Below are 21,079 nucleotides of genomic sequence, written 5' to 3'. Positions count from 1 at the left end.
CATGCACGTCCTCGGTATCAACGCACTTTTCCACGACCCCGCGGCCGCCCTGATCACCGACGGCAGGATCGTGGCGGCGGCGGAGGAGGAGCGGTTCTCCCGCCGCAAGCACGGCAAGCGGCCCCTGCCCTTCTCCGCCTGGGAGCTGCCCGAGCAGTCGGCCCGCTGGTGCCTGCGGCAGGCCGGACTCGACCCGTCCGACCTGGACGCCGTCGCCTACTCCTACGACCCCTCCCTGGCCCGGCCCGCCGAACGCATGGGCCTGGACGACCCCTGGGACCACCTGCGCCAGGAGTACGCCCGGCAGGCCCCCGCCTTCCTCGCCGAGGCACTGCCCGGACTCGACCCGGCCAAGGTGAGGTTCGTCCCGCACCACGTCGCGCACGCGGCCTCCGCCGGACCCGTCTCGCCGTACCCCGACTGCGCCGTCCTCGTCCTCGACGGCCGCGGCGAGTGCGGCTCGCACCTGGCCGGCCGCTGCACCAACCGCGAACTGACCGTCCTCGGCACCCAGCAACTGCCCGACTCCCTCGGCCTGTTCTACGAGGACCTCACCCAGCACCTCGGATTCCTGCGCAGCAGCGACGAGTTCAAGGTCATGGCGCTCGCCTCCTACGGCACCCCGCGCTTCGCCGACCGGCTGCGCGCCCACGTCCACGCCGACGACCAGGGCGGCTTCCGCGCCCGCCCCGTCCCCTGGGCCGACCTCGTCCCGCCGCGTCCGGCCGGCGCACCCTGGAACCAGGACCACGCCGACCTCGCGGCCAGCGCCCAGCTGTGCCTGGAGGAGGCCATGCTCGCCCTCGCCCGGTGGCTGCGCGAGCGCACCGGCGAGGACGCGCTCACCCTGGCCGGCGGCGTCGCGCTCAACTGCGTTGCCAACACCCGGCTGTGGCGGGAGAGCGGCTTCCGCCACGTGTGGGTGCAGCCCGCCGCCGGGGACGCCGGTACGGCCCTGGGCGCGGCGGCGCACGTCGCCGGCCAGAAGGACACCCTGGAACCGATGCCGACGGCCGCCCTGGGACGCGGCTGGAGCGACGCCGAACTGCGCGCCTGGCTGGAGCGGGCCGCCGTACCGTACGAGGAGCCCGCCGACATCGCCGAGACGGCCGCCGAGGCGCTGGCCGCCGACGGGATCGTCGCCTGGTTCCAGGGACGCAGCGAGTACGGGCCGCGCGCGCTCGGGCACCGCTCACTGCTCGCCCACCCCGGCAAGGCCGCCAACCTGGAACGGCTCAACGCGGTCAAGGGACGCGAGGAGTTCCGGCCCGTCGCGCCCATGGTGCTCGCCGAGCGCGCGGCCGAGATCTTCGACGGGCCGCTGCCCAGCCCGCACATGCTGTTCGTGCACGACGTGGCCGCCGACTGGAAGGCCCGCATCCCGGCCGTCGTCCACGTCGACGGCACCGCCCGCATCCAGACCGTGGACCGGGCCCTGGAGCCCCTGGTGGCCCGCATGATCGAGGGCTTCGAACGGCGGACCGGACTGCCGGTGGTGGTCAACACCAGCCTGAACACCGCCGGACGGCCCATGGTGGACGACCCCCGGGACGCCCTGGAGTGCTTCGGCTCGTCCCCCGTGGACCTGCTGGTCCTCGGACCGTTCGCGGTCCGCCGCGGAAAGGCGTTCGCATGAGCGACGCACCCGCCTACACCGTCGTCGTGCCGACGATCGGCCGGCCCTGCCTCGCCGAGTGCCTGCACGCCCTCGCCGCGGCCGCCGACCACCCGCCGCACGAGGTGGTCGTCGTGGACGACCGGCCCGCGCCCGAGGGCGACCTGCCGCTGACGGCGGCCGGGCCGCTGCTCGACCGGGTGCGCACCCTGCGCACCGCCGGCCGGGGCCCGGCCGCCGCCCGCAACGCCGGCTGGCAGACCGTCCGCACCCCCTGGACGGTCTTCCTGGACGACGACGTCCAGGTGCTCCCGGACTGGTCCCGGCACCTCGCCGCGGACCTGCGCGAGGCCGGCCCCGACGTCGGCGGTGTCCAGGGACGGCTGCACGTCCCCCTGCCCCCGGACCGCCGGCCCACCGACTGGGAACGCACCACCAAGGGCCTGGAGAACGCCGCCTGGGCCACCGCCGACATGGCCTACCGCACCGAGGCGCTCAAACGCACCGGCGGCTTCGACGAACGCTTCCCGCGGGCCTTCCGCGAGGACGCCGACCTCGCCCTGCGCGTGCGGCGGGCCGGCTGGGCCCTGACCCGCGGCACGCGGGTCACCCGACACCCGGTCCGCCCGGCCCACTGGTGGGCCTCGCTGCCCGCGCAGCGCGGCAACGCCGACGACGCCCTGATGAACCGGCTGCACGGCCGCGACTGGTGGGACCGCGCCGAGGCACCCCGCGGCCGGCTGCCCCGCCACCTCGTGGTCACCGGCGCGGCCCTCGCCGCCGCCTCCTGCGCCCTGGCCGGGCGGCGCCGGGCCGCGACCGCCTGCGCGGCCCTGTGGACGCTCGGCACCGCCGAGTTCGCCCTCGCCCGCATCCTGCCCGGCCCCCGCACCGCCCGGGAGATCGCCGGGATGCTCGGCACCAGCGTGCTCATCCCGCCGCTCGCCGTCCGGCACTGGCTGCGCGGAGTCGTCCGCCACCGGCACGCCGAACCGCTGGGAGGTGCCGGATGACCACCGTCAGCGCCGTCCTGTTCGACCGCGACGGCACCCTCGTGGCGGACGTGCCGTACAACGGCGACCCCGACCGGGTCCGGCTGCTGCCCGGCGCCGCCGCGGCCGTCGCGCTGGCCCGGTCCCACGGCCTGGCCACCGGCGTGGTCAGCAACCAGTCGGGCATCGGACGCGGACTGCTCACCGTCGCCCAGGTGCTCCGCGTCAACGAACGCGCCGACGCGCTGCTCGGCGGGCTGGACACCTGGGTGTTCTGCCCGCACGCCCCCGACGCCGGCTGCCCCTGCCGCAAGCCCCGGCCCGGCCTGGTCCTCGCGGCCGCCGCCCGGCTGGGCGTCGAGCCCGCCGCCTGCCTGGTGATCGGCGACATCGCCGCGGACGTGCTGGCCGCCCGGGCGGCGGGCGCCCGGGGCGTGCTCGTGCCGAACGCGGCCACGGCACCGGCGGAGGTGGCACGCTTCGCCGGCCAGTGCGCCCCCGACCCGCTCACCGCCTTGCGCGGCGCCTTGGCCGCCCCCGTGGGGAGGCCGGCGTCATGAGATCCCTCGTCGTCCGGCTCGACAGCTTCGGTGACGTCCTGCTCGCCGGCCCCGCCGTCCGCGCCGTCGCCGCCCGCAGCACGCACGTCACCCTGCTGTGCGGCCCGCGCGGCGCGGACGCCGCCCGGCTGCTGCCCGGCGTGGACGAGGTGCTGGTGTGGGAGTCGCCCTGGGAGGGCTTCGACCCGCCCCCCGTGGACCCGGCGGACGTCGAGGCCCTGCTCGGGCGGCTCCGCGCCGGCGCGTTCGACACCGCGCTGATCCTCACCTCCTTCCACCAGAGCCCCCTGCCCACCGCCCTGCTGCTGCGGCTCGCCGGCGTCGGCCGGATCGGCGCCGACAGCACCGACCACCCCGGCCGCCTGCTGGACGTGCGCCACCGGCGGCAGGCGGGCCGCCACGAGGCCGAGGCCGCCCTCGACACGGCCGCCGCCCTGGGCTTCCCGCGGCCCACCGGGGACGACGGCCGGCTGCGCGTCCTGCCGCCCCCGGACACCGGCGGCCTGACCGGCAACGGCCCGTACGTCGTCCTGCACCCGGGCGCCAGCGCGCCCGCCCGGGCCTGGAGCCCGCGACGGTGCGCGGAGGCGGTCGCCCTGCTCACCGACGCCGGGCACCGGGTGGTCGTCACCGGCGGCCCCCACGAAACCGCCCTCACCCGGAGCGTCGGCGGCGACCTGGCCGTCGACCTCGGCGGCCGCACCTCACCCCGCGTCCTCGCCGGCGTGCTGCGCATGGCCGACGTCGTGGTCAGCGCCAACACCGGCCCCGCCCACCTCGCCGCCGCCGTCGGCACCCCGGTCGTCTCCCTGTTCGCGCCCGTGGTCCCGGCCGAGCGCTGGGCACCTTACGGCGTCCCCGTCATCCTGCTCGGCGACCAGTCGGCACCCTGCGCGGGCACCCGGGCCCTCACCTGCCCGGTGCCCGGCCACCCCTGCCTGGACGAGGTCACCGGACAGGACGTCGTGCGCGCGGTGCACAAGCTCATCCAGGAGCGGCAGTCATGAACATCCTCGTCTGGCACGTGCACGGATCCTGGCTCACCGCCTTCGTGCAGGGCCCGCACACCTACCTGACGCCCGTCACCGACGACCGCGGACCCGACGGGCTGGGCCGGGCCGTGACCTGGGACTGGCCGCCGTCCGTACACGAACGCACCCCCGCGCAACTGCGGGACAGCGACATCGACCTGATGGTCCTCCAGCGCCCGCACGAACCCGACCTTGCCCTGCGCTGGACCGGCCGCCGGCCCGGAGTGGACGTGCCCGCCGTGTACGTCGAGCACAACAGCCCCGACGCCTCGCCCGAACGGCAGCGCCACCCGCTGGCCGGGCAGTCGGCGATCCCCGTCGTCCACGTCACCCACTTCAACCGGCTGATGTGGGACAACGGCCGGGCCCCGGCCGAGGTCGTGGAGCACGGCATCGTCGACCCCGGCCCGCTGTGGACCGGCACCGAGCGGCGCGCCGCCGTCGTGGTCAACGAGCCCTTGCGCCGGGGCCGTACGACCGGCACCGACCTGCTGCCCCGGTTCGCCCGGTCCGCCCCCCTGGACGTCTTCGGCATGCGCACCGAAGGACTCGCCGAGCACCTCGGCCTGCCGCCCGAGCGCTGCCGCACCCGGGACCTGCCCCAGCACCGGCTGCACCGGGAGATGGCCAGGTGCCGGCTCTACCTGCACCCGGTGCGCTGGACCTCGCTCGGCCTGTCCCTGCTGGAGGCCATGTTCCTGGGCATGCCCGTCGTCGCCCTGGACACCACCGAGGTCCGGGAGGCGGTACCCGAGGGCGCCGGGGTGGTCTCGAACCGCCTCGACGTACTGGAGGACGCCGTACGGGCCTTCCTCGCCGACCCCGGACTGGCCCGCCGCACCGGCGCCGCCGCCCGGGCCGCGGCCCGGGCCCGCTACGGAGAGCGGCGCTTCCTGGACGACTGGGAGCGCCTGATCAAGGAGGTCACCCGATGAGCCGTACTCCCCACACGGCCGGGCGCGTCGCCATGGTCTCCGAGCACGCCAGCCCGCTGGCCGCGCTCGGCGGACCGGACGCGGGCGGCCAGAACGTGTACGTGGCGCAGACCGCCCGGCAGCTCGCCAGAAAGGGATACCGGGTCACGGTCTACACCCGGCGGGACTCGGCCGGCCTGCCGGACCGGGTGACCCTCATCGACGGCGTGCAGGTGGTGCACGTGCCCGCCGGACCGCCCGCGCCCGTCCCCAAGGACGAACTCCTGCCCCACATGACCGAGTTCGGCGCGTTCCTGGCCCGGCAGTGGCGGCACAGCCCGCCCGACGTCGTGCACTCCCACTTCTGGATGTCCGGCCTGGCGGCCCTGGCCGGCGCCCGCGACCTCGGCATCCCCGTCGTGCAGACCTACCACGCGCTCGGCACGGTGAAGAAGCGCTACCAGGGCACCGCCGACACCAGCCCGCCGCAGCGCCTCGCCGTCGAGGAGGCGATCGGCCACGAGTGCGCCCGCATCATCGCCACGTGCAGCGACGAGGTGGCCGAACTGAAGGCCATGGGGCTGGCGGAGGACCGGATCAGCGTCGTGCCCTGCGGCGTCGACCCCGACCAGTTCGCGCCGGTCGCCCGCACCCGGCCGCCCGGCGCCCGCCGCCGGCTCCTCGCCGTCGGCCGGCTGGTGCCCCGCAAGGGCTTCGACCGCGCCATCCGCGCCCTCGCCGGCATCCCCGACGCCGAACTCCTCATCGCCGGCGGCCCCGAGGCCGACCTGCTCGGCGCCGAACCCGAGGCCCAGCGGCTCTACGGCATCGCCGCCGAACACGGCGTCTCGGACCGGGTCACCCTGCTCGGCGGGGTCGGCCGGGCCCGCATGCCCCGGCTGATGTCCAGCGCCGACCTGGTCCTCTCGCTGCCCGTGTACGAGCCGTTCGGCATCGTCCCGCTGGAGGCCATGGCCTGCGCCACCCCGGTCGTCGCCACCGCCGTCGGCGGCCAGCTCGACACGGTCGTGGACGGCACCACGGGCGTCCTCGTCCCGGCCGACGACGACCACGACCTCGGCGCCGTCGTCCGCGCCCTCCTCGCCGACCCCGACCGGCTCGCCCGGTACGGAGCCGCCGGCCGCAGCCGGGTCCTCACCCACTACACCTGGGACCGGGTGGCCGACGGCCTGGCCGGGGTGTACGGCGCCGTGTCCTCCGTCCGCTCGCTCTCGGGAGTCGTCCGATGAAGACCGACACCGGCACCACGTACCGGAACACCGTCACCGACACCACCCACTGCGACGACCTGGCGCAGGCCCTCCAGACCTTCCGCGACCGCGGACCGCTCATCGAGCGCTGGGGCACCGAACTCGCCCGGCGGCTGGGCTCCGGCGCCCGGCTGCTCGTCGCCGGCAACGGCGGCAGCGCCGCCCAGGCCCAGCACCTCACCGCGGAACTCGTCGGCCGCTACCGCGACGACCGGCCGCCGTTCTCCGCGGTCGCCCTGCACGCCGACACCTCCTCCACCACCGCGATCGCCAACGACTACGGCGTCCAGGAGGTGTTCGCCCGGCAGACCGCCGCCCACGGCCGGCCCGGAGACGTGCTCATGCTGCTGTCCACCAGCGGCGCCAGCGCCAACCTGCTGGCCGCCGCCGAGCGCGCCCGGAGCATGGGCCTGACCGTGTGGGCGCTGACCGGACGGGCCCCCAACCCGCTCCAGCTCGGCGCGGACGAGGCGCTGTGCGTCGACGCGCCGGTCGCCGCCACCGTCCAGGAACTGCACCTGGTCGCCGTGCACATGCTCTGCGAGTCCTTCGACCGGGCCGTGGAGCGCGGCGCGGCCGACCGGGCCGACGGCGCCGGAGCCGACGGCAGACCCGGCGTCGTCGGCCGGCTCGTCGGCCGTGCCCGTACCGTCGGCCGCACCGCCCCCGACACACCCGTGGCCCCCAGGAAGGGACACGCATGAGCACCGCGCGCACCCCCCTCGTCGTCGTGGGCGACGCCCTCCTCGACCACGACCTGTGCGGCCGGGCCGACCGGCTGGCCCCGGACGCGCCCGTACCCGTCGTGCACGGCACCCGGCGCAGCTCCCGGCCGGGCGGCGCCGCGCTCGCCGCCTGCCTGGCGGCCGCCGACGGACGCCCCGTCACCCTGGTCACCGCGCTCGGCGGCGACGCCGCCAGCGACACCCTGCGCGAGCTGCTGGCCGGCCGGGTCGGCCTGGTCGAGGTACCGCTGGCCGGCACCCTCAGCAGCAAGACCCGCGTCATGGCGGGAGACCGGCCGCTGCTGCGCCTCGACGACGGCGACGGCCGCGCCCGCGAGGCCACCCGGGAGGCGGTGTCCGCGATCGCGGCGGCCGGCGGCGTCCTCGTCGCCGACTACGGCCGCGGCACCGCCGACGTCCTCCGCGACGCGCTGGCGCACACCGCCGCCCCCGTCGTCTGGGACCCCCACGTACGCGGCCGGCCCCCGGTGCCCGGAGTCCGCCTGGCCACCCCCTCGGCCCAGGAGGCCCGCGCCTTCGCCCGGCAGCTGGACGAGGACGAGGAGGCCGGCGACGCGGCCGGACTGCGCACCGCCGCCCGGGACGCCCGCACCCTGGTCCGCGCCTGGCAGGCGCAGGCCGTCGCGGTGACCCTCGGCGAACGCGGCGCCCTCCTGTCCCACGGCGAGACCCCGCTGCTCGTGCCCACGCCGGCCGCGGCCACCGGCGATCCCTGCGGCGCCGGCGACCGGTTCGCCGCCGCCGCGGCCGGCCTGCTCGCCGACGGCGACCTCACCGAGGCCGCCGTACAGGCCGCCGTGCACGCGGCCACCCGGTACGTCGCCGAGGGCGGCGCCCGCGCGGTCGCCGCCCCGGACGATCCCGAGCCGGCCCCGGAGCCCGGGGCCGACGGCGACACCACCGCCGACGCCGTGCGCACGGCCACCCGGGTCCGGGCCGCGGGCGGCACCGTCGTCGCCGCGGGCGGCTGCTTCGACCTGCTGCACGCCGGGCACGTCGCCCTGCTCCAGGCCGCCCGCCGGGCCGGCGACTGCCTCATCGTCTGCGTCAACTCCGACGACTCCGTGCGCCGTCGCAAGGGCGACGGCCGGCCCCTGGTCCCGGCCGCCGACCGGGTGCGGGTGCTGCGCGCCCTGGAGTGCGTGGACGCGGTCGCCGTCTTCGAGGAGGACACCCCCGAACGCGTCCTCGGCGAACTCCGCCCCCACATCTGGGCGAAGGGCGGCGACTACGCCCGCACCCGGCTGCCCGAACAGCCCCTGGTGGAGAGCTGGGGCGGCCAGGTCCTGCTGCTGCCCTACCTCGACGGCCGCTCCACCACAGGCCTGGCCCGCCGCGCCGCCCTCGCCCCCGCGCCCACCCCGGGAGGGACCAGGTGAGCGTCCGCCGGAGCGACGCGGTGAGCCGCACCGCGCACCCCCCGACCGTCCTGGTGCTGCGCGCGCTGGGGCTGGGCGACCTGCTGGCCGGCGTACCCGCGCTGCGCGGCATCCGCAGGGCCTTCCCCGGCCACCGGGTCGTCCTCGCCCAGCCGCCGGGCCTGACCGGACTCGCCCTGGCCACCGGGGCGGTCGACGCCGTCTTCCCGGCCGAGGCACCGGGCCGCACGGTGCCGGACCTCACCCACTGGCCGGACCCGCCCCCCGACGTGGCCGTCGACCTGCACGGCAACGGTCCCGAGAGCCGCGACGCCCTCGCCGCCCTGCACCCCGGCCGGCTGCTCGCGCACGCCTGCCCCGACGGCCCGCCGTGGCGGGGCCACGCCAACGAACGGGACCGCTGGTGCGCCTTCCTGTGCGGCTACGGCATCCCGGCAGACCCCCTCGACCTGCGGCTGCCCCCGCCCGGCACACCGTCCCCGGCCCCGGGCGCGGTCGTCGTGCACCCCGGTGCGGCCGCCGGCTCCCGCCGCTGGCCGGGGGAGCGGTTCGCGGCGGTCGTCCGGTGCCTGCGCGCCGCCGGCCACCGCGTGGTCCTCACCGGCGGCCCCGGCGAGGAGGCACTGGTCCGCTCGGTCGCCGAACGCGCCGGCCTGCCCGTCCGGGACGTGCTGGCCGGCGGCCTGCCGCCCCGGCAGCTGTCCGCCCTGGTCGCCGAGGCGTCCCTGCTGCTCAGCGGAGACACCGGCCTCGCCCATCTCGCGGTCGCCCACGGCACCCGCTCCGTCACCCTGTTCGGACCCGTCTCCCCGCGCCTGTGGGGACCGCCGCCGAGCCGGCACCACCTGGCCCTGTGGAAACCCGGCCCGCCCGGCGACCCGCACGGCCGCACCCCCGACGCCCGTCTGCTGCGCATCGGCACCCGCGAGGTCGCCGCGGCCTGCCTGGCGCTGCTCCGCGACGTCCGCGGCGGACACCGGCGGACCGGCCCGGAGGTGGCGCATGTCCACTGAGCGGGCCCCTGGCCCTACCCGGCCGCCCACCTCCACGGGTGACCCCCGGATGTGGCGGACCGGCCCGGAGGTGGCGCATGTCCACTGAGCGGGCCCCCGGCCGTACCCGGCCGCCCACCTCCACGGGTGACCCCCGGACCACCGTCGCGATCATCACCCGGGACCGCAGCGCCAGCCTGCTGCGCACCCTGGACGCGCTCGCCGCGCTGCCCGAGCGGCCGGCGGTCATCGTCGTGGACAACTCCCGCGACGACACCACCCGACGGGCCGTGGCCGGCCACCCGGCCATCTTCCGGCTGCTGCGCCCCGCCGGGAACACCGGCGCCCTCGGCCGCAACCTGGCCGTGCGGCACGCCCGCACCCCCTACGTCGCCTTCAGCGACGACGACTCCTGGTGGGAGCCGGGCAGCCTCGCCCGCGCCGCCGACCTGCTCGACCGGCACCCCCGGCTCGGCCTGCTCGCCGCCCGCACCCTGGTCGGCGAGGAGGCCGCCGAGGACCCGCTCAATGCCGTACTCGCCGCCTCGCCGCTGCCGCCCGAGCCCGACCTGCCCGGCCGCCCGGTGCTCGGCTTCCTCGGCTGCGCCTGCGTGGTGCGCCGGGACGCCTTCCTCGACGTCGGCGGCTACCACCCGCTGCTGTTCTTCGGCGGCGAGGAGACCCTGCTCGCCTACGACCTGGCCGCCGCCGGCTGGGGCGTCGCCTACGAGCCCACCCTGTGCGCCCGCCACCACCCCGAGGACCACGGCCGCTCCGGCCGCGCCTTCCTCGTCCGGCGCAACCACGTGCTCACCACCTGCCTGCGCCGCCCCTGGCCGGTCGCCCTGCGCGCCGGCGCCGACCTGGCCCGGGCCGCCGCGGCCGGCCGTCCCGGCGCGCGCCGCGCCCTGCGGGAGACCGTGGCCCGGTTCCCGGCCGCCCTCGCCCGCCGCCGCACCCTGCCCCCGCGGGTGGAACACGCCGCCCGCCTGCTCGACGGCGAGGCGGCCGGACGCCCGACGAAAGGCGCCGCACCATGACCCGCACCGGCCCCGACGACCGTACGACCGTCGTCGTCATCACCCACAACCGCCGCGACGAACTGCTGCGCACGCTCGGCCTGCTGCGCCGGCTCCCCGAACGCCCGCACGTGATCGTCACCGACAACGCCTCCACCGACGGCACCGCCGAGGCGGTCGCCCGGCACTTTCCGGAGATGACCCTGCTGCGCCCCGGCCGCAACCTCGGTGCCATCGGCCGCAACCTGGCCGTCCGGCGGGTGCGCACCCCCTACGTCGCCTTCTGCGACGACGACACCTGGTGGGAGCCGGGAAGCCTGCGCCGGGCCGCCGACCTGCTCGCGGCCCGGCCCCGGCTCGCGGCCGTCACCGCCCGCATCGTCGTGGAACCGGACGGCACCGAGGACCCGGTCGTGCGCGAGCTGCGCGAGTCCCCGCTGCCCGGCCCGGACTGGCTGCCCGGACCCGCCCTCGGCTCCTTCCTGGCCGCCGCCACCGTCCTGCGCACCGAGGCCTTCCGCGCCGGCGGCGGCTTCCACCCCGGCCTGTGGCTCGGCGGCGAGGAGGAACTGCTCGCCTGCGACCTGCTGCGCCAGGGCTGGTGGCTCGCCTACGCCGAGGAACTCACCGTCCACCACCACGCCTCGCTGCTGCGCGACAGCACGGCCCGCCGCGTCCTCGGCCTGCGCAACACCCTGTGGTTCACCTGGCTGCGCCGCCCGCTGCTGCCGGCGCTGCGCCGTACCGGGCATCTGATCCGGACCGTGCCCCGCGACACGGCCTCCGCCCGCGCGTTCGCCCGCGCCACCGCCGGACTGCCCTGGGTGCTGCGCCAGCGCGACCCGGTCCCGCCGGAGCTGGAACGCCGGATCGCCGCGCTGGAACGGGCCCGCAGGGACTCGCCCGCACGGCGGTACGTCGGCTGACCTCCACCCCCGGACGGCCCGGGGCCGCCCCTCGTGCGGCCCGGCGCGGTTGAGACCTGCGGGGCCGGCGTGCAAGGTGGTGCAAAGGTCAGGAAGAGGCCGAATGTCCTCTTCGGGCCGTCCTGTCTGGGTGATGCCATGAAACCCTCTTCCGGCCGGCCGGCCGCCCCGGCGCCCCTGGTCATCGAGTCCTCCCTCGTCGAGGGCCTGCCCGCGGAAGGCGCCCTGCTGCTGCGCATGTCGGGCAGCCTCGACGACCAGGACGTGCGGACCTGGTCCGACGAACTGCGCGGGCACCTGGCACAGGCGGACCGCGCCGGACTGCGCCCCGTGCTCGACATGGCCCACGTACAGCTGGGCGGCGCCGCCGTGCTGCGCACGCTCAGCGAGACGACCCGGGCGCGTGCCGGACGCCCCGACCTGATCATCGTCCGTGCCCGGCCCGGCGTGCGCGAGGCGGTCCACCTGGCCCGCCTGGACGGCGTCCGGCTGTACGCCACCCTCGACGAGGCGCTGCGCGAGCTGGCCCGGGCCGCGTCCGGGGTCGAGGAACCGCCCGCCTGGCGGTCCCAGATGGCCGACCCGCTGCGCCCCTCCTACGAGGACCTGTACAAGGAGGTCCGTGCCCTGCGCGCCCGGGTGCGCACCGCGCCCGTGATCGGCATGGCACAGGGCGTGCTCATGGTCCGCTACGGTCTGCCCGACTCCGGCAGCGCCTTCCGGGTGCTCCGCGACACGTCGCAGCGGTTCAACGTGCCGCTGCGCGTCCTCGTCTCCGCCGTGGTGGTGGCCCGGCCCCCGGCCGGCGAGGTGTGGTTCCCGGGCCGCCGCCCCCTGCCCGTGCCCCAGCTGCGGATCCTGGCCCGCGGCGGCCGCGATCCGCGCTGCCGGCGGCAGATGATCGACACCGTGCTGCACGAGGCGCTGGCCATCGGCCGGGCGCCCGGCGGCTACGTGCAGGTCGTGGACCCTGCCGTGCACACACTGACGCTGGAGGCCCACCACGGCTGCGCGGAGCCCTTCCTCGACCACCTCGTGCGCGGCCGCGGCGAGGGCACGGCCGACGCCGCGGCCCGGATGCGGGGCCACCAGGTGAGCGTGCCCGACGCGGCCACCGGCACGGTGCTCTCCGACGACTGCCGGCGGGCCCTGCTGACCACCGGCACCGCCGCCGTGCACAGCGTCCCGGTGCTGTCCGCCGCCGGCACGTGCACCGGCGTGATCACCCTGCACTGGCCCGGGGCCGGCCACCGGCCGACCGCCGCGCAGACCGAAGCGTTCACCCTGCTGGCCTCGGACGCGTCGGCCTGGCTGAGCTGGTACCACCGCTCGGTGCTGCTGGACGCACTGGAGCATCTCCACCGCGTACTGACCCGCGCGGAGCCGTGAGCCGGGGCCGCCGCCGCAAGCCCCCGTCACGGCGGCCGCCGCCCCCCGTTTCCGCCGATCCGCCGGCCGGGTGCGTCACCCGCGTCCCCCTGGGAACCCGGACCCCGCACGGATCACGTACCACCGGAGGGAGGCCGGCGCATGTCCAATCCGCAGCAGCCCGAACAGCGGCGCAGTGACAAGGGAGGCGCCACCCCGCAGGACAGCGGCGAGCTGAAGGCCCGCCAGGCGGCCGAGCGTGAGGCGGGCGGCCGCCCGCACGGCTCGGACAAGGGCGCCAAGGGCGGGGGAGAGGGCGGCGGGGTGCCTCCGGCACAGCAGCCCGATCATCCCTGACCCCGGTGGAGCCCGGTGAAGGGTCCTGTCCGCGTGGACAACGGTGAGGACCCGGCCCCGGCGGACACCGGTGCAGGCGCACCGAACGGCCCCGCGGCGGCCTCGGAGGGCCCCGCGACGGGCCGTTCGGCATGTCGCACAGATCCTTCGGTCGCCCGCCGGCCGTCGGCGGGCGCTAGGCTCCGGGACATGCGGATCTCCGTCTCCTCCGACATGGACGAACCCGTGGCCCGCCTGCTGGTGGCGGAGCTGCGGCGCCGCGGCCACGACGTCCGGGAACACGGCGCGCTGCGGCCCGGGGCCGACCCGCAGTGGGCGGTCTGTTCGGCGGCCGCCGCGCAGGACGTGGCCGAGGGCGCGGCCGACCAGGCGGTGGTGTGCTGCTGGACCGGCACCGGCGCGTCGATCGCGGCCAACAAGGTCCCCGGCGTCCGCGCGGCGTTGTGCACGGACGCGGTCACGGCGGACGGCGCGCGCCGCTGGAACGACGCCAACGTCCTCGCCCTGAGCCTGAGGCTGACCTCCGAACCGGTGCTGAAGGAGATCCTCGACGCCTGGTTCGCGGCCGAACCCAGCCAGGACGCGGAGGACCGCCGGAACGTGGCCCGCGTCGGCCGCCTGGACGCCGCCCGGAAGACTTCCTGACAACGGGAAGGCTTCCCGGGGGCGCGCGGCGGTCCGACGCGGGCCGGGTGCTGCCGGGAGGTGGAGGGCGGCGGGCCGGGTCCGGTGCCCGGCGGGGCCGGGTCCGGTGCCGTGGGGGAGGTCGGGGTCGGAAGGCTGCGGGGTGGGATCAGTGGGCGCCGAGTCCGCCGCCGCCGAACGAGCCGCTGGACCCCTTGCTCCAGCGCGGGCGCTCCTTCGCCGCGCTCGGCCGGGAGTCCATGTTGCTCAGCTCGTACGGGGTGAGCGGGCGCTCGCCCTTGGGGATCCGCGGCACGTCCGCGGACTCCCTGTTCTGCCGGAGTTCGTGCACCGCGCCCTCCGGCGGCAGCTTGGGCTGCTCCTCGGGGCGGGGGCGCGGGGACTCGCGGTACTTCTCGCGGGCGGTCATCCAGAAGCCACCGGCGAGCAGCGCGAGCACGCCCAGGGCCACGATGAACAGAACGAGGCTCATCAGGCCGCTCGCCGCGGCCAGCTGCGTCGATGCGGTGTTCATAGAACAGGAATACCCACCCGGAAGCGGACGAACCAGGACACTGCGGGTGGCCGGACGGTCACCCGACCCCGCCGGGACGGCCGCCTGCCCTGCCCGGGCGTTCGCCTGTCTCGCCGCGGACGGTCGCCCGCCCCGCCCCGGGCGGTCGACGTCGGCCCGGGCCGGTGGTTTGCGGCCGCCCGCCCCGGCTACCCGGACGCCGTGACATCGCCGACTTCGCAGCAGCTCTACCGCTTCCTCGAGGACCGGTTCACCTGTGCGCAGGCGTGTACGGAGTGCGCCCGTGCCTGTGCGGTGCGCGCCAGCCTCGTCGACCCGGACGGGACCGAGCGCCAGGAACGCGTGCGCCGGATGGGCATCATGTGCGCCGAGGTGTGTGACGCCACCTGCCGGGTGCTCGGCGAGGAGAACCGCCAGGACGAGGAGGGGATGCGCGCCCGGGTGGACTGGTGCCGCTCGGTCTGCCTGGAATGCGCCCGCGCCTTCGACGAGTACCCCGGCGCCGAGTCGGCCGCGGCCACCTGCCGGACCTGCGCCGAGGCGTGCGCGGCCTTCCTGGAGACCCTCGGGTGAACCGGGGACCGGGGACGCCGCCCGGGGGTCGAACCGAAGGTGAATGAGCCCGGTGTCAGTGGCCGGGCGTACGGTTCGGACATGGTCGGTCACGGGTGGGACGGTGTGCGGGAACGCGTCACGGCGCTGGGCACGCAGCCGATGAGCGGCAAGGTGTTCGGGGCGCCGTCGCACGAGTGGGCGCTCGACGCACCCCTCTCGGCAGAGGAACTCGCCGAACTCGAGACGCAGACGGGTGCGAGACTGCCGGAGGACTACCGGACCTTCCTCACCCGGGTCGGAGCCGGCGGAGCGGGTCCGGCACACGGGCTCTTCCCCGTCAGGCGCGTGCGGGGCCGCTGGCGCTGGGAGGGAGACGGTGCGGACATGGCCGGCCTCTCCCTGCTCGCCCGGCCGTTCCCCGAACGGGGACCGGACCCCGAGACCGTCGCCGCACTCCTCGCCGAGCGCCCCGAGGAGGAGGACTTCGACGAGATCGAGGAGTTCGACGACGCCATCGAGGCGTGGGACGAACGGTGGGGCGCCGTCATGTTCGCTCCCGAACGCACCGCCGGTGCCATCGTCGTCTGTCACCAGGGGTGCGCGCAGAGGGAGTGGCTGATCGTCAGCGGTGGTCATCGCGGCACGATCTGGTCCGATCGCCGAGTGGACGACATGGACCTCGCACCGCTCCTCGACCACGCCGGGAGACCGGTGACGTTCACACGGTGGTACCTCGACTGGCTGGAGAAGGCCGAGCGGGCGGTCCTCGGCGAGAGGTGAGCGAGCGAGCGGCCGGGGCAGAAGCGGGGGTATGAGGCTGACCGAGGGACGTGACCGCGACACCCGGTGGACCGCGCCGTGGCCGCGCTACGGCGCCGCCACCGCCGCCGTGGCGGCCACGGCCGCGGCGGGTGCCATGGCCGTGGAACCGGACAGCGCCTGGTACAAGGCGCTGCGCAAGCCGCCGTGGCAACCGCCGTCCTGGGCGTTCGGGGCCGTGTGGACACCGCTGTACGGCACGATCGCGTACGCCGCCGGGCACGCGCTCGGGACGACGACGACCCCGCGGCGGCGGACCCGGCTGATCGGCGGCCTGGCCGTGAACCTCACCCTCAACGCCGCCTGGAACTGGCTGTTCTTCGCGCGGAGGAGCCCCACGGCGGCACTGGCCGACACCGTCCTGCTCGGTTTCAGCAACGCACAGGTCATCAGCCGGCTCGTCCGCACGGACAGGACCGCGGCGTGCGCCCTGGCTCCCTACGCCGCCTGGTGCGCCTTCGCGACCGCCCTCAACGCCTCCCTCGTCAGGCGCAACCGCCCCGGGAACGGGTGAACGCCGAGCGCCGGCCGCTCCCACGAGCGGCCGGCGGACGCCATGGGCGAGGCATCCGGGGGAGGGGCCACTCGGCCCATGTCGCGCACGGCCTGCCCGGTGCAGCCTGGAGGAGTCGTAGAACGGCCCCCAGTCCCGGAGGACGCCATGAACGGCACTCCCACCGTCGTCGACGACGTGATGACCCGCAGGGTCGTCGCCCTGCGCACGGGGGCGGCCTTCAAGGAAATAGTGCGGACCATGCGGGAGTGGCGGGTCAGTGCCCTGCCCGTGCTGGACGACGACGGACGCGTCGTCGGCGTGGTCTCGGAGGCCGACCTGCTGCCCAAGGAGGAGTACGGCGAGGGCGGCCCGGGCCGTTACGGGCAGATGCGCAGCGCCGCCGACGCCGCCAAGGCGAACGCCGTGACCGCCGGCGAGCTGATGACCGCCCCGGCCGTCACCGTGGTGCCCGACGCGCCCCTCGCCCACGCCGCGCGCGTCATGGCCCACCGGAGGGTCAAGCGGCTGCCGGTCGTCGGCCACGACGGCACCCTGCTGGGCATCGTCAGCCGGTCCGACCTGCTGAAGGTCTTCCTGCGGGACGACGAGGACATCGCCGACGAGGTACGGCGCGAGGTCGTCGCGGAACTCTTCGGCACCGGCGCCGGATCCGTCCGCGTCCAGGTGCGCGAGGGTGTCGTGACCCTGACCGGCCGCGTGCGCGAGACGGCCCTGATCCCGCTCGCCACCCGCCTCGCGCGCACCGTGCCGGGCGTGGTGGACGTGCGGTGCGGCCTCGCCGGCCCACCCCGCCACCCGGACCTCGACCCCGACCAGGACCTCCTGACGGAACGCCGGCCGGGCCGGTCCCCGGCGCGCGCGTGACGCGCGGGCGAACGGTGCGGGCCGGCCGATAAGCAGGGGAGCGGACCCGGCCCGCCCGTCCGCCGGACGGCCGCGTCCGGGCGCCCCGGACCACCGCCCTTGATACCGGCCGGCGCAGCTGCGCACACTGCCGGTGTGGACGGCATGGACACGCGTGGCGACGCGGGACTCTTCGGTACCGGCTCGGTGACCTGGCAGATGCACGGCGACCCGATGATGTGGGTCGCCGGTGTGCGCGCGCTCTACCTCCAGGCCCTGCACCCGCGGGCGGTCCGCGGCGTACTCCAGAACTCCGACTTCCGGCGGGACGCCTGGGGACGGCTGATGCGCACCGCGGACTTCGTCGGGACGACGACGTACGGCACGAGCGAAGCCGCCGAACGGGCCGGCGCCCGGGTCCGCAGGATCCACGGCATGCTGCGGGCGACCGACCCGGCCACCGGCGAACGGTACGGCGTCGGCGAACCCGCGCTGCTGCTCTGGGTGCACTGCGCGGAGATCGACTCCTACCTGCACGTCCTGCGCCGCTCCGGCTTCCCGCTCACCGACGCCCAGGCCGACCGGTACATAGCCGAGCACCGCGTCAGCGCCCGGCTGGTGGGCCTGGACCCGCAGACCGTACCGGCGAACCGCGCGGAGCTGGCCGCGTACTTCGAGAAGGTGCGGCCGGAACTGGCCGCGGGACCCGAGGCCCGTGTCGTGGACGACTTCCTGCGCCGTCCCCCGACGCACCCCCTGCTCGTCCCGGTACGCGCACTGCTGTGGCGGCACGTGGCGCGCCTCGCGTACGCCGCCCTGCCCCCGTACGCCCACGAGCTGTACGGCAGACCAGCCCCCGCCCCCGCCACCGTCACCCGCGGGCTCCGCGCCACCGGCACCCTGCTGCGGGCGGTACCCGCACGGCTGCGCTGGCAGCTGCCGCCCAAGCACATCCTGCGCGCCATGGCCCGGCTGGGCCCACAGGCGCGGCCCGCGGCCGGCCGGCTGCGCCACTGACCCGGCGCGCGGGTGCTCAGGGCCTGCCCCCCGCCTCCCGCCGGCCGAGGCTCTGCGGTCCGTGCACGGCGTCGAGCACCGCCTGGCCCTGGCTGTCGACGGACTTGGTGAACAGTTGCTGCGAATAGCCGAGGACGACCGACCAGGCGATGATCTGGGCCGTGGAGTCGAGGGCGCTGAGCCCGGGCACGAAACCCCCGCGCATCAGCAGCAGCCCCAGCACCGCCGTCAGCGCACCGGTCGGGAGCTTCAGCAGCGCCAGCGCGACCGGCACGTTGTACGGCAGCGACGTGCCCCTGATCCGTCGCAGGGCCGCGGCGGAGGCGATACCGGCGGACACCAGGCCCACGATCTCCACGACGAGATAGTCCGCCGCACGGGAAGCCCGGGCGATCTCGTCCGTACTGGGCCGCTGCGTGAAGCCGCCCACGCTCCGGGTGGGACACACGATCATGAACTTGTTGTCGTACTCCGGGGTGAAGCACAGGGGGACCATGTCGTTCCACCGGTAGGCGGCGAGAGCCACCGCGACCGTCCCGAGGGCCAGGCCGAGCGACACGATGCGCGCGAAGCTGCGCACCCGGAGGGTCTGCTTGCGCAGCAGCCGCCGGGCGAGACTCACCGTCTCGGCGAGGAAGGAGCGGTCGCTGGGCTCCAGGCTCCGGTTGTCCGGCTCGTTCAGCTTGCGGGTGATCTGGTCGATGCGGAGCCGGCGGGGGTCGCGGGGGCTGAACTGCTCCTTGACCAGGGCCGCCATGTCCGGCAGGAGCGCCTTGACGTCGTCGAGCGACGCCGTCCAGACCGTGAGGTTCAGCGCGGCGTCCACATGGGACTGGGCCACCCCCAGGTGCGACGCCCGCCGCATCATCGGATGGACCCGGTGCGCGAGGACGTCACGGGCGGCGTCGAGCTCCAGGCGGGCCTTGGCCACATAGGACGGGGCCAGATCACTCCGGTCGCTGTCCGCCTGGGCCCGCGCCGAGATCCCGTCCAGGACGGCCTCCAGCTCGGTGATCCGCGCCCGGAGCAGCTCGCGCTCCTCCCACGGTCCCCATTCGCCCCGGGACGACCAGTACGGCATCCTGCCCAGCACGGCGCGCGCCCTCGCCCCCCACTTCGCCGTTCCGCCCATCCGCTTCTCCTCGTCCGCGCGTCCGCGACAGCAGATCCGCCCGGCACCGGGCCTGCTCAGGGAGGGTCGGCGGCCGGGCGCGCGGACTTGACGGCGTCTGGTCCAAGTGGAGGGATCACATCACCACAGAAACGTTTGGCTTCCCAGGCCGATCACCATGTGTTAGCAAGAACCATGCCCGCCACCGAGGGAACCCGCGCGTACGACGCCGTCATCGTCGGCGGTGGCCACAACGGCCTGGTCGCCGCCGCCTACCTGGCCCGGGCCGGCCGCTCGGTCCTGGTGCTGGAACGGCTGGACCACACCGGCGGCGCGGCCGTCTCCACCCGCCCGTTCGCCGGGATCGACGCCCGCCTCTCGCGGTACTCCTACCTGGTCAGCCTGCTGCCGCGGAAAATCGTCGACGACCTGGGCCTCGACTTCCGCGTCCGCACCCGCACCATCTCCTCGTACACCCCGGTGGAACGGGCCGGCCGCCCCACCGGCCTGCTCGTCGGCGGCGGCGAGCGGCGCACCCGGGAGGCATTCGCCCGGCTGACCGGCGGCACCCGCGAGTACGAGGCGTGGCAGCGCTTCTACGCCATGACGGGCCGCGTCGCCCGGCGCGTGTTCCCCACCCTCACCGAGCCCCTGCCCGGCCGCGACGAGCTGCGCCGCCGCATCGACGACGAGGCCGCGTGGCGGGCGCTGTTCGAGGAGCCGATCGGTGTCGCCGTCGAGAACACCTTCAGCGACGACCTGGTCCGCGGCGTCGTCCTCACCGACGCGCTCATCGGCACCTTCGCCGACGCCCATGACGCCTCCCTCGCCCAGAACCGCTGCTTCCTCTACCACGTCATCGGCGGCGGGACCGGCGCCTGGGACGTCCCGGTCGGCGGCATGGGCGCGCTGACCGACGCGCTCTCGGCGGCGGCCCGCTCGGCGGGCGCGGTCGTCGCCACGGGCCACGAGGCGGTCCGGATCGACACCGACGGGCGGACGGCGGAGGTCACCTACCGCACCGCCGACGGCGAGCGCACCGCCGCGGCCCGGCACGTCCTGGTGAACGCCTCCCCGCGGGAACTGGCCGCCCTCACCGGGGACGAGCCGCCCGAGCCCGCCGAGGGCGCCCAGCTCAAGGTCAACATGCTGCTCCGGCGGCTGCCCCGGCTGCGCGACCCCGGCACCGACCCGCGCGAGGCGTTCGCCGGCACCTTCCACATCGCCGAGGGCTACCGGCAGCTCGCCGCCGCCCACGCCCAGGCCGCGGCCGGTGAACTCCCCGCCGCACCGCCCTCGGAGATCTACTGCCACTCCCTGACCGACCCCACGATCCTCGGCCCGGACCTCGCCGAGCGCGGCTACCAGACACTCACCCTGTTCGGCCTGCACACCCCCGCCCGGCTCTTCGAGAAGGACAACGACGCCGTGCGCGAGGAACTGCTGGAGCTGACCCTCGCCCAGCTCGACGCCCACCTCGCCGAACCCCTCGCCGACTGCCTGGCCACCGACGCCGAAGGCCGCCCCTGCATCGAGGCGAAGACCCCCCTCGACCTCGACCGGGACCTCGGACTGCCCGGCGGCCACATCTTCCACCGCCCCCTGTCCTGGCCCTACGCCGGTCCGCACACCGGCCGCTGGGGCGTGGAGACCCGGCACGCCAACGTGCTGCTGTGCGGCGCCGGCGCGATGCGCGGCGGCGGCGTGAGCGGGGTGCCGGGCCACAACGCGGCGATGGCGGTGCTGGAGTCCTAGCCGGCCGCCGCTACGGAAGCCGGGGCCGGCCGAGGGCGCCCGTGCCCGACCGGCCGGCGGCGCCGGTGTCCCGGGCCGGCCGGCGGCGCCGGTGTCCCGGGCCGGCCGGCGCTTCCGGTGTCCCGGTCGGCCG

The 21,079-nt window shown here is 76.2% G+C and carries 22 protein-coding genes; 20 read left to right on the top strand and 2 right to left on the bottom strand.

Going from position 1 to position 21,079, the window contains the following annotated elements:
* The first annotated feature begins 1 nt into the window (after nucleotide 1).
* From ABZ576_RS12920 to ABZ576_RS12855, 14 genes are all read left to right on the top strand, one after another.
* Nucleotides 2–1,636, top strand: coding sequence for a carbamoyltransferase C-terminal domain-containing protein (locus ABZ576_RS12920; protein ID WP_360739399.1), 1,635 nt, complete (start codon nucleotides 2–4; stop codon nucleotides 1,634–1,636).
* On the top strand, nucleotides 1,633–2,628 hold the full coding sequence (locus tag ABZ576_RS12915) for a glycosyltransferase (protein WP_360739398.1): 996 nt from the start codon (nucleotides 1,633–1,635) through the stop codon (nucleotides 2,626–2,628). The genes ABZ576_RS12920 and ABZ576_RS12915 overlap by 4 nt, the downstream gene beginning before the upstream one ends.
* On the top strand, nucleotides 2,625–3,167 hold the full coding sequence (locus ABZ576_RS12910) for an HAD-IIIA family hydrolase (protein WP_360739397.1): 543 nt from the start codon (nucleotides 2,625–2,627) through the stop codon (nucleotides 3,165–3,167). The genes ABZ576_RS12915 and ABZ576_RS12910 overlap by 4 nt, the downstream gene beginning before the upstream one ends.
* Complete coding sequence (locus ABZ576_RS12905) at nucleotides 3,164–4,174, top strand: glycosyltransferase family 9 protein (protein WP_360739395.1); 1,011 nt, start codon at nucleotides 3,164–3,166, stop codon at nucleotides 4,172–4,174. Before ABZ576_RS12910 ends, ABZ576_RS12905 begins: the two co-directional genes overlap by 4 nt.
* Nucleotides 4,171–5,133, top strand: a complete 963-nt coding sequence (locus ABZ576_RS12900; protein ID WP_360739393.1) for a glycosyltransferase — start codon at nucleotides 4,171–4,173, stop codon at nucleotides 5,131–5,133. Before ABZ576_RS12905 ends, ABZ576_RS12900 begins: the two co-directional genes overlap by 4 nt.
* The gene (locus tag ABZ576_RS12895) at nucleotides 5,130–6,362 is read left to right on the top strand and encodes a glycosyltransferase (protein WP_360739392.1); all 1,233 of its coding nucleotides are present in this window, start codon (nucleotides 5,130–5,132) and stop codon (nucleotides 6,360–6,362) included. The genes ABZ576_RS12900 and ABZ576_RS12895 overlap by 4 nt, the downstream gene beginning before the upstream one ends.
* Complete coding sequence (locus ABZ576_RS12890) at nucleotides 6,359–7,087, top strand: SIS domain-containing protein (RefSeq protein WP_360739391.1); 729 nt, start codon at nucleotides 6,359–6,361, stop codon at nucleotides 7,085–7,087. Before ABZ576_RS12895 ends, ABZ576_RS12890 begins: the two co-directional genes overlap by 4 nt.
* Complete coding sequence (locus ABZ576_RS12885) at nucleotides 7,084–8,508, top strand: PfkB family carbohydrate kinase (protein WP_360739390.1); 1,425 nt, start codon at nucleotides 7,084–7,086, stop codon at nucleotides 8,506–8,508. The genes ABZ576_RS12890 and ABZ576_RS12885 overlap by 4 nt, the downstream gene beginning before the upstream one ends.
* The gene (locus ABZ576_RS12880) at nucleotides 8,505–9,521 is read left to right on the top strand and encodes a glycosyltransferase family 9 protein (protein WP_360739388.1); all 1,017 of its coding nucleotides are present in this window, start codon (nucleotides 8,505–8,507) and stop codon (nucleotides 9,519–9,521) included. The genes ABZ576_RS12885 and ABZ576_RS12880 overlap by 4 nt, the downstream gene beginning before the upstream one ends.
* Nucleotides 9,522–9,598: 77 nt before the next feature.
* A complete protein-coding gene (locus tag ABZ576_RS12875) occupies nucleotides 9,599–10,540 on the top strand; it encodes a glycosyltransferase (RefSeq protein WP_360739387.1) in 942 nt (313 codons plus the stop codon).
* Nucleotides 10,537–11,445: a glycosyltransferase gene (locus ABZ576_RS12870; protein WP_360739385.1), complete on the top strand. Its 909-nt coding sequence runs from the start codon at nucleotides 10,537–10,539 to the stop codon at nucleotides 11,443–11,445. Before ABZ576_RS12875 ends, ABZ576_RS12870 begins: the two co-directional genes overlap by 4 nt.
* A gap of 138 nt (nucleotides 11,446–11,583) precedes the next feature.
* Complete coding sequence (locus tag ABZ576_RS12865; protein WP_360739383.1) at nucleotides 11,584–12,834, top strand: ANTAR domain-containing protein; 1,251 nt, start codon at nucleotides 11,584–11,586, stop codon at nucleotides 12,832–12,834.
* A gap of 141 nt (nucleotides 12,835–12,975) precedes the next feature.
* A complete protein-coding gene (locus tag ABZ576_RS12860) occupies nucleotides 12,976–13,170 on the top strand; it encodes a hypothetical protein (protein WP_360739382.1) in 195 nt (64 codons plus the stop codon).
* Between the two features lie 189 nt (nucleotides 13,171–13,359).
* On the top strand, nucleotides 13,360–13,815 hold the full coding sequence (locus ABZ576_RS12855; RefSeq protein WP_360739380.1) for an RpiB/LacA/LacB family sugar-phosphate isomerase: 456 nt from the start codon (nucleotides 13,360–13,362) through the stop codon (nucleotides 13,813–13,815).
* 148 nt (nucleotides 13,816–13,963) lie between these two features.
* Here the strand turns inward: ABZ576_RS12855 and ABZ576_RS12850 are convergent, their stop codons facing one another.
* A complete protein-coding gene (locus tag ABZ576_RS12850; RefSeq protein ID WP_360739378.1) occupies nucleotides 13,964–14,329 on the bottom strand; it encodes a DUF6479 family protein in 366 nt (121 codons plus the stop codon).
* Between the two features lie 201 nt (nucleotides 14,330–14,530).
* On the opposite strand from ABZ576_RS12850, the gene ABZ576_RS12845 reads away from it, so the two are divergent.
* The 5 genes from ABZ576_RS12845 (at nucleotide 14,531) to ABZ576_RS12825 (ending at nucleotide 18,080) form a co-directional block, all read left to right on the top strand.
* Nucleotides 14,531–14,902 carry a ferredoxin gene (locus tag ABZ576_RS12845; protein WP_360739376.1) on the top strand — a complete coding sequence of 124 codons (372 nt, stop codon included), beginning with the start codon at nucleotides 14,531–14,533 and terminating at the stop codon, nucleotides 14,900–14,902.
* 81 nt (nucleotides 14,903–14,983) lie between these two features.
* On the top strand, nucleotides 14,984–15,664 hold the full coding sequence (locus tag ABZ576_RS12840; RefSeq protein WP_360739375.1) for an SMI1/KNR4 family protein: 681 nt from the start codon (nucleotides 14,984–14,986) through the stop codon (nucleotides 15,662–15,664).
* A gap of 31 nt (nucleotides 15,665–15,695) precedes the next feature.
* Nucleotides 15,696–16,217 carry a TspO/MBR family protein gene (locus ABZ576_RS12835; protein ID WP_360739373.1) on the top strand — a complete coding sequence of 174 codons (522 nt, stop codon included), beginning with the start codon at nucleotides 15,696–15,698 and terminating at the stop codon, nucleotides 16,215–16,217.
* Between the two features lie 147 nt (nucleotides 16,218–16,364).
* On the top strand, nucleotides 16,365–17,084 hold the full coding sequence (locus ABZ576_RS12830; RefSeq protein ID WP_360739371.1) for a CBS domain-containing protein: 720 nt from the start codon (nucleotides 16,365–16,367) through the stop codon (nucleotides 17,082–17,084).
* A gap of 144 nt (nucleotides 17,085–17,228) precedes the next feature.
* Nucleotides 17,229–18,080 (top strand): oxygenase MpaB family protein, encoded by an 852-nt coding sequence (locus tag ABZ576_RS12825; RefSeq protein ID WP_360739589.1) that lies wholly within the window; start codon nucleotides 17,229–17,231, stop codon nucleotides 18,078–18,080.
* 16 nt (nucleotides 18,081–18,096) lie between these two features.
* On the opposite strand, the gene ABZ576_RS12820 is transcribed toward ABZ576_RS12825, so the two are convergent.
* Nucleotides 18,097–19,212: a hypothetical protein gene (locus tag ABZ576_RS12820; protein WP_360739369.1), complete on the bottom strand. Its 1,116-nt coding sequence runs from the start codon at nucleotides 19,210–19,212 to the stop codon at nucleotides 18,097–18,099.
* Between the two features lie 174 nt (nucleotides 19,213–19,386).
* Here ABZ576_RS12820 and ABZ576_RS12815 point away from each other — a divergent pair, with 174 nt between their 5' ends.
* Nucleotides 19,387–20,946, top strand: coding sequence for an NAD(P)/FAD-dependent oxidoreductase (locus tag ABZ576_RS12815; RefSeq protein ID WP_360739368.1), 1,560 nt, complete (start codon nucleotides 19,387–19,389; stop codon nucleotides 20,944–20,946).
* Nucleotides 20,947–21,079: the final 133 nt, after the last annotated feature.

Origin of the sequence: Streptomyces sp. NPDC013455 (genome assembly GCF_040632975.1) — a bacterium.
Classification (GTDB): Bacteria; Actinomycetota; Actinomycetes; order Streptomycetales; family Streptomycetaceae; genus Streptomyces.
This window is presented reverse-complemented; position numbering and strand designations above follow the sequence as displayed.